Here is a 7,102-nt window from a genome sequence, read left to right on the forward strand (position 1 = left end):
CGGCTGCGGCCGCGCGAATCCGTCCCGCAATGGCGGCGCCGTCCCGGATGCGGGATCTCGGACGGCTTTCCTTGCGCCCAACCCAATCTGCCGCCGCCCATCAGTCGAGATGTGGAAATTTCAGTTCTCCAGTCTTGAACCGATGCGTCCAGTTTGCCAATCAGCCTAACCGAAATGAGTTGGAAAATTTGGTCCCTGCGATGCTTCCAACGCCGCGGTGTTCATGTATCTCCGCCAAGGGCGCTCGGCGCCGGACTCGTTTCGGATTGCACAAGGATTGCTTTGATGGACGACGGCAGCGCGCCCGGAAATTCGATGATCGACCTCACGAGCGACATCGTCTCGGCCTACGTGTCGAAGAACAACATCCCGCTGGCGGATCTGCCGTCCCTGATCGCGTCGGTGCATGCCTCCCTGAGCGCGCTCGGCCAGCCGGCGGCGCAGGCGGTCGAGGACCACAGGGTCACTCCCGCTCAGATCCGCAAGTCGGTCACTCCAGACCATCTCATCAGCTTCATCGACGGCAGATCCTACAAGAGCCTGAAGCGGCACCTGACCAGCCACGGCACGAACCCCGAGGAGTATCGTCGAAAGTTCGGGCTCGGACACGACTACCCGATGGTCGCGGCGAGCTACGCGGCGCAGCGCTCCGAACTCGCCAAGAGCCTCGGCCTCGGTCAGATCCGGCGGCGACACGCCGAGACGGCCGGAGCCGTGGAGGCCCCCGCCCGTCGCGGACGGCCGAGGAAGGATGCGGCCGCGGCCGAGTGAACGGCCTCTCGGGGGACGATGGCGGCTCGGGGCCGCCATCGTCGGGATATCGTCTCAGGCGGCGGTGAAGGTGGCGGCCGAGAGCGCGCCGGGTTGCACGTCCTGGAGCGTCAGCGCATCGCCGGCACCATAGGCGATCACCACGTCCGCCTTCGAACCGCCGGTCAGAACATCGTCGCCGGCATTGCCGGACCGCAGGTCGCTGCCCGCGCCGCCCTCGATTGTGTCGCCGCCCTCGCCGCCGAAAAGCCCGTCGTCGCCGTCCTGGCCGAGCACGAAATCGTCGCCGAGCCTCCGGCTCCACCGCGCGGGCTGGTGATCCGGAATCAGGAAGCGATCGTCCGGCTTCCGGATCACACCGCCTCCCCGGCGAAGGCGAGGCGGTCGCGGTCCTGCGTCTCGGCAGCCTGGGCGGCGCGTCGGGCGGCGGCGTTGGCGCGCTCGGCCGCCGCCTGGCACCAGCGCCGCAGCACCGCGACGCCGGCCACGGCGCGCAGATGCGCCGGGGCGAAGCGCAGGAACAGGTCGTCGTCGCGGGCGACGATCGCCTGCCAGGAGCCCGGATCGCCCTGGCGCGCGCCGCGCCCGACGAGCTGGCGGTCGATGCGCGCGCTCTCGTGGAACTCGGTCAGGATCACGTGCAGGCCGCCGGCCGCGGCGACGCCGGGCCCGAGATGGATGTCGGTGCCGCGACCGGCCATGTTGGTCGCGACGGTGATGCGCCCGGCCTCGCCGGCCGCCGCGACGATCGCGGCCTCCTCCCCGTCGTGGCGCGCGTTGAGCACCCGGTGCGGCAGGCCGCGGGCCGCCAGCACCGCCGCCAGCGCCTCGCTCGCCGCGACCGAGCGGGTGCCGACGAGGACCGCCCGCCCCGCCGCGGCCATCGCCGCCGCCGCCTCGGCCACCGCCGCCCACTTCGCCGCCGCGTCGGGCAGGAGGTGGGCGGGATGGGCGATCCGTCGCGACGGGCGGTGGGTCGGGATGCGCACCACCGGCAGCGCGTAGACCGCCCGGAACTCGCCGGCGAGCTCGAAGGCGGTGCCGGACATGCCGCCCGCCCGCAGGTAGCGGCGGAAGAAGCGCTGGTAGGTGAGCTTGGCGAGCGTCGCGCGCTGGCGGGTCAGCGCCACGCCCTCCTTGACCTCGATGAGCTGGTGCAGCCCCTGCTCCCAGGTCCGTCCCTCGGCGATGCGGCCGGTGAACTCGTCGATGATCTGGATCGTGCCGTCGACGATCATGTACTGCTCGTCGGGGCGGAACAGGTGCAGGGCGCTCAGCGCCTGCTCGATCAGCTCCTCGCGCGCGCCCGCGATGGCCCAGATCCCGTCGGCGGTCCCCCGCGGCGCCCGCGCGCCGACCGCCTCGCGCCCGGCCGGATTCAGCCGCGCCGCGCGCTCGCCGGGGACGATGCGGTACTCCGCCGGGTCGAGGCCGGCGGCCAGTTCGAGGGCGATGCGGTAGCGGGCCTCGCCGTCGGCATCGTTCTCGGCCGAGATGATGAGGGGCGTGCGCGCCTCGTCGATGAGCACGCTGTCGGCCTCGTCGATCACCGCGAAGCCGAGCCCGCGCAGCACCAGCCCCCCCTCCCCGCCCCCGCGGGCGCCCTTGAGGCCGTGGGCGGCCCGGCGGGTGTCGGCGCCGAGCGCGAGGCGGTCCTTGAGGTAGTCGAACACCAATTCGTTGTTGGCGGTGTGGACCACGTCGGCGGCGTAGACCGCCCGGCGCTCGGCCGGCGACTGGTCGTGCACCACCGCGGCGACGCTCAGGCCCAGGGCCTCGTAGAGCGGCCGCAGGATCTCGGCGTCGCGCCCGGCGAGGTAGTCGTTCACCGTGACGACGTGGACCGGCAGGCCCGCGAGGGCGGCGACGCAGGCCGGCAGCGCGGCGGTGAGGGTCTTGCCCTCGCCGGTCGCCATCTCGGCGAGCCAGCCCTGGAGGATCGCGGCGCCGCCCATGAGCTGCACCCGGTGGTGGCGCTTGCCGAGGCGCCGGCCGCTCGCCTCGCGCGCGAGCGCGAACGCCTCGACCACGAGGTCGGACCGGAAGCCGTGGCGCAGGAGCGCCGGGCGCAGGGCCCGGGCCGCTTCGGCGAGTTCGGCCTCGCCGAGCGCCGCCAGGGCCGGGCCGCGGGCGATGACCCGGTCGGCGAGGCGCCCGAGGGCGAGCCGGCGCAGCGGCAGCCGGGCGGCCGCCGCTTCCCCCGCCGCGAGGAGCAGGCGGTCGACGCCGTTCGCCTCGGTCTCGGCCCGCTCCGCGTAGGGGGACGAGCGCCGCTCCGAGGCGCGGCCGAAGGCGGCCGACCGGCTCAGGTCGCGAGCCTCGACAGGAAGAGCTGGCGGCCGCGGCGCCACCACTGGTCGCCGAGGGGCTCCGAGCCGAGGTCGAAGCGGACGTGGACCCGGCCGCCGTAATGGCTCGTCACCGCGCCGGGCGGCAGGGCGAGGTCGAGCTGGAACCAGCGGTCGAGGCTGCGCGGCGCCTTCGGGTCGCGGGAATCGGTCGCCATCCGCCCGCCGCTGTCGGCGGCGAGCGCCCGCGACGGCAGCCGGTCGGAGGCGGCCGGGACCTCGCGCACCAGCGTCGCGTCGATCGGGCGCCACAGGTCGTCGGGCAGGAGGATGCGGGCGTGGACCGCCCGCCGGATCAGGTCGATGTCGGCCTGCGGCACCACCACCCGCACCTGCGCCGCCTCGGGCCGGACGACGTAGCCGAGCATGTCGCCCCGGCGCACCCAGCGCCCTTCGAGGTGCTCGACCCGGGGGATCTCGAGGATTCCGGCGGTCGCCGCCCGCACGTTGAGCGCGTCGAGCTTGGCCTCGGCGCGGGCCAGCGCCTCCCGCTTGGCGGCGATGTCCTGGCGGGTCACGTCGGCCTGGACGCGGTCGCTGAACTGCTCGGCGACGAGGCGGGCGTCGAGGGACTCGATCTGGGCGCGCAGCACCTCGGCCTCGGCGACGAGGGTCGGGTCGGTCCCCTCGATCAGGAGGTCGCCCGGCCGCACCGCCGCCCCCGGGAGCGCCACCACCCGGCGCACGATGCCGTTCACGCCCATCCGCACCGTGGCGTCCTCGGGCAGCCAGATCACCCCCTCGGTCGTGGTCCACAGCGGCATCGGCGCCAGTGCCAGGAAGGCGCCGGCCGCCGCGGCGGAGCCGAGGGTGACGCCGACGGCGCGCCCGCGCACCCGGGCGAGGCGCGGCGCCGACACCACGTGCCAGAGCATCTTGGCCAGCGGCAGCCCCACCCCCATCGCGACGCCGAGGAGCGCCATCGCGACGCCGAGGACGAACCACTGGTCGGCCAGGAACAGCGACAGCCCGACCAGCACCGCCATGCGGTAGGCGAAGGCCGCCGGGGCGTAGGCGAGGAACCACGCGGTCTCGGCGCCGCTGCCCTGCGGCCGCTCGACCTCGGCGCCGAACAGCCGGCGCTCGACCAGCCAGCCGTAGAAGCGGTTGGCGCGCTGGGCGAGGTTGGGCACCTCGACGAGGTCCGAGAGGATGAAGTAGCCGTCGAGCCGCATCAGCGGGTTGGCGTTGAACACGAGGGTCGAGACGCCGGCGATCAGCATGACGTTGAACGCCACGGCGCGCACCAGCCCCGGCTCCACCGTCACCCACACGAAGGCGGCGAGCGCCGCCACGAAGGTCTCGACCAGCATCCCGGCCGCCGCGACCCCGGCGCGCCGCCACTTGCTGCGGAACGCCGCCGAGGCGCTGGCCTCGACGTACGGCACCGGGAACAGCGCGACGAAGACGAGCCCGGTCTCGTGGACCTCGCCGCCGCCGACCTTCACCGCGTAGCCGTGCCCGAGCTCGTGCAGGGCCTTGAGCAGCGGGAACACGACCGCGACGAGGGCGAGCCCCTGCGGGGTGAGGACCCGGTCGGCGAGGTTGCCGGTCAGCTCGTGCCAGTGCGGCGCCAGCACCAGACCCGCCGCGACGACGCAGACGAGCCACGCGAGCAGGCCCGCCCACGAGACCATCGGCCGGACCAGGAAGGCGGTCGCGGCGAGGAAGCGGTCGGGGTCGAGCAGCGCGACGCGCAGCGACATCGGGTTGAGGAAGCGGCCGATCCGGTCGCGGCGGCGCTGGGCGGCGTGGCGGCGCAGCAGCTCGGCGGCGTCGGAGGCGACGTTCGCCTGGAGCAGGTCGGCGGCGTGGAGCTGCGACAGGAGCTGGACGATCACGGTCTGGCTCGGGGCGTCGGCGCCGAGGCGCTCGGCCGCCTCGCGCCAGATCTCGTCCACCGTGCGCCGCCCGTCCATCGCGCCCAGCACCGAGTAGGCCGCCGGGCCGCAGCGATGGGCCTTGCCGGTCAGGGGATCGTGGACGACGTACCACGCGCCGCCCTGGACCCGCTGGCGGCGGATGGTGAGGTTGGGCCGCAGGCGCGGCCGCAGCGGACCGACCCGGTGCCAGGACGGGGAGAGGAACGGCTCGCTCACGGCAGCCACGTCCACAGGGTCAGGCGCACCCAGTCGACCAGCGTGCGGGTCCAGATCCACAGGAGCGGCCGCTCGCCGACGCCGACCCGCACCACGCCCTCCATGCCCGGGCGCACCCAGGCCGGGGCCGGGTCGAGCACGGCCTCGGCCCGGTAGGTGTTGCGGCCGTCCTGGGCGGTCGCCACCGGCGTGATCCTGGTGACCCGCGCCGGGATCGGCTCGGAGGCCCGGCCGGCGAGGCGCAGCGCCCCGGTCTGGCCCTCGTGCAGGTAGGTGAGGTCGCGCTCCTCGACCTGGAGCACGGCGCGGAAGCCTTCGAGCGGGGCGACCTCGAACAGCACCTTGCCGGTCTCGACCGGCGCGCCGAGGCTCTGCGACAGGTCGCCGGAGACGACGAGGCCGGCGAAGGGCGCCCGGATCGTCGCCCGCTCGATCTTGCCCTCGACGAGGGCGAGCTGGGCCTCGGCCTGCCGGACCTGCGCCGCGAGGATGCGGGCCTGGGCGCGGTCCTGCTTGCCGAGCGCCTCGCCGTACTTGAGCGCCTGCTGCTCGCGCTCGGCCCGCCAGCGCGCCGCCTCCAGGCGCAGTTCGCGGTCGTCGAGGGTGGCGAGCACCTGCCCCTCGCGCACGGTGTCGCCGGCCCGGGCCGGGGCGCTCGCCACGAAGCCGTCGAAGGGCGCGATCGCGGCGCGCTGGACGGTGGCCTCGAGGGCGGTGCGGGCGCCGACCCGCATCTCGTCGCGGGCGAGCGCGAGCCACGCGGCCACGGCCACGAGGGCGGCGGCCAGGAGCTTGAGACCGGGGCGGCGCGGCCCGACCAGGGCGGCGGCGGCCTTGCCGCTCGCATCGACGAGGCTGCCGGCGACGAGCCGCTCGGCGCGGGCGCGGGCCGCCACCAGCGGCCCGAGCGCCACCGCGACCGCGTTGACCTGGCCGATCTCGTCGTCGGTGAAGGGCAGCGCCCCGTCGCGCTCCAGCGTCAGCACGCCGACCGGCCGGCCGGCGCTGGCGAGCGGCACCGACAGCACCGCCCCGGCGCCGGCGAGCCGGGCGAGCTCGGTCTGCGCCACCGCGATGCGGCTGGCGGTGGCGGGCGCCGCCGGGAAGGCGACCGCCGCGTCCTGGTCGAGCGCCTCCTCCATCGCGTTCTCGATCGCGTCGACGATCTGGACCTGCTCGCGGAAGATCGCCTGATGCGAGATCGCCGCCAGCCGGACCCCGCCGCGGCGGGCGAGCCCGAACGAGACCCGGCTGCAGCCGAGGCGGGTCGCGAGGCTCGTCGCCACCGCGGTCCCGGCCTCGCGCTGGCCGGCATGCTCGGCCGCGACCGCGAGCAGGTCGAGCGTGGTGTCCATGCGGGCGATCCGCGACCGGTCCGCCTCGGCCTCGCGGCGGCGAAACAGGGTCTCGAGCCAGCCCGCGCCCCAGTGCAGGCGGCGCAATCCCGCGAGCAGCGCCTCGCGGGACTGGCCCTGGACCTCGACCACGACGACGCCGTGGAGCGCGCCGCCGGCCTCGATCGGGTAGGCGACGAGGGAGCGCCCGCCCTCGGCCTCGGTGACGACGCCGCTGCGCCGGGTCAGCGCGTCCTGGGCGGCGCCGGCGAGGTGCTGGACGTCCCGCCGCTCCGGCCACACCGCCGCCGGGGTGTAGCGCCCGGCCGCCTCCTGGAGCAGGAGCAGGCCCGCGGTCGCGCCGGGCACGTCCCGGCATTGCAGGCCGAGCCAGCTGCGGCAGAATTCCCCGGCGTCGCGCGCCCCGGCGAAGCCCGACCACAGGGCGGTCTCCTCGGCGCGGGCGAGCGCCCGGCCCGTCCCGGCGGGCGGGGTGCGCGGCCGGGGGCGGTCGGGGTCGAAGGTCGTCTCCAGGATCCGCATGCCGCGC

The 7,102-nt window shown here is 75.3% G+C and carries 5 protein-coding genes; 1 reads left to right on the forward strand and 4 read right to left on the reverse strand.

The window, feature by feature from the left end; translation table 11 throughout:
• Positions 1–315: 315 nt before the first annotated feature.
• Positions 316–771 (forward strand): Ros/MucR family transcriptional regulator, encoded by a 456-nt coding sequence (locus EOE48_RS09305; protein ID WP_246154069.1) that lies wholly within the window; start codon positions 316–318, stop codon positions 769–771.
• A gap of 54 nt (positions 772–825) precedes the next feature.
• On the opposite strand, the gene EOE48_RS09310 is transcribed toward EOE48_RS09305, so the two are convergent.
• Genes EOE48_RS09310 through EOE48_RS09325 form a run of 4 tightly spaced genes read right to left on the reverse strand, consistent with a single transcriptional unit; the run spans position 826 to position 7,095 of the window.
• Positions 826–1,128 carry a calcium-binding protein gene (locus tag EOE48_RS09310; RefSeq protein WP_127728523.1) on the reverse strand — a complete coding sequence of 101 codons (303 nt, stop codon included), beginning with the start codon at positions 1,126–1,128 and terminating at the stop codon, positions 826–828.
• A complete protein-coding gene (locus tag EOE48_RS09315; RefSeq protein WP_210249552.1) occupies positions 1,125–3,122 on the reverse strand; it encodes a preprotein translocase subunit SecA in 1,998 nt (665 codons plus the stop codon). The genes EOE48_RS09310 and EOE48_RS09315 overlap by 4 nt, the downstream gene beginning before the upstream one ends.
• Positions 3,077–5,218: an HlyD family efflux transporter periplasmic adaptor subunit gene (locus EOE48_RS09320; protein ID WP_127728524.1), complete on the reverse strand. Its 2,142-nt coding sequence runs from the start codon at positions 5,216–5,218 to the stop codon at positions 3,077–3,079. The genes EOE48_RS09315 and EOE48_RS09320 overlap by 46 nt, the downstream gene beginning before the upstream one ends.
• Entirely contained in the window at positions 5,215–7,095 is a 1,881-nt protein-coding gene (locus EOE48_RS09325) for a GAF domain-containing protein (protein ID WP_127728525.1), read from the reverse strand. Before EOE48_RS09325 ends, EOE48_RS09320 begins: the two co-directional genes overlap by 4 nt.
• Positions 7,096–7,102 lie beyond the last annotated feature (7 nt).

Origin of the sequence: Methylobacterium oryzihabitans (assembly GCF_004004555.2) — a bacterium.
Lineage (GTDB): Bacteria > Pseudomonadota > Alphaproteobacteria > Rhizobiales > Beijerinckiaceae > Methylobacterium > Methylobacterium oryzihabitans.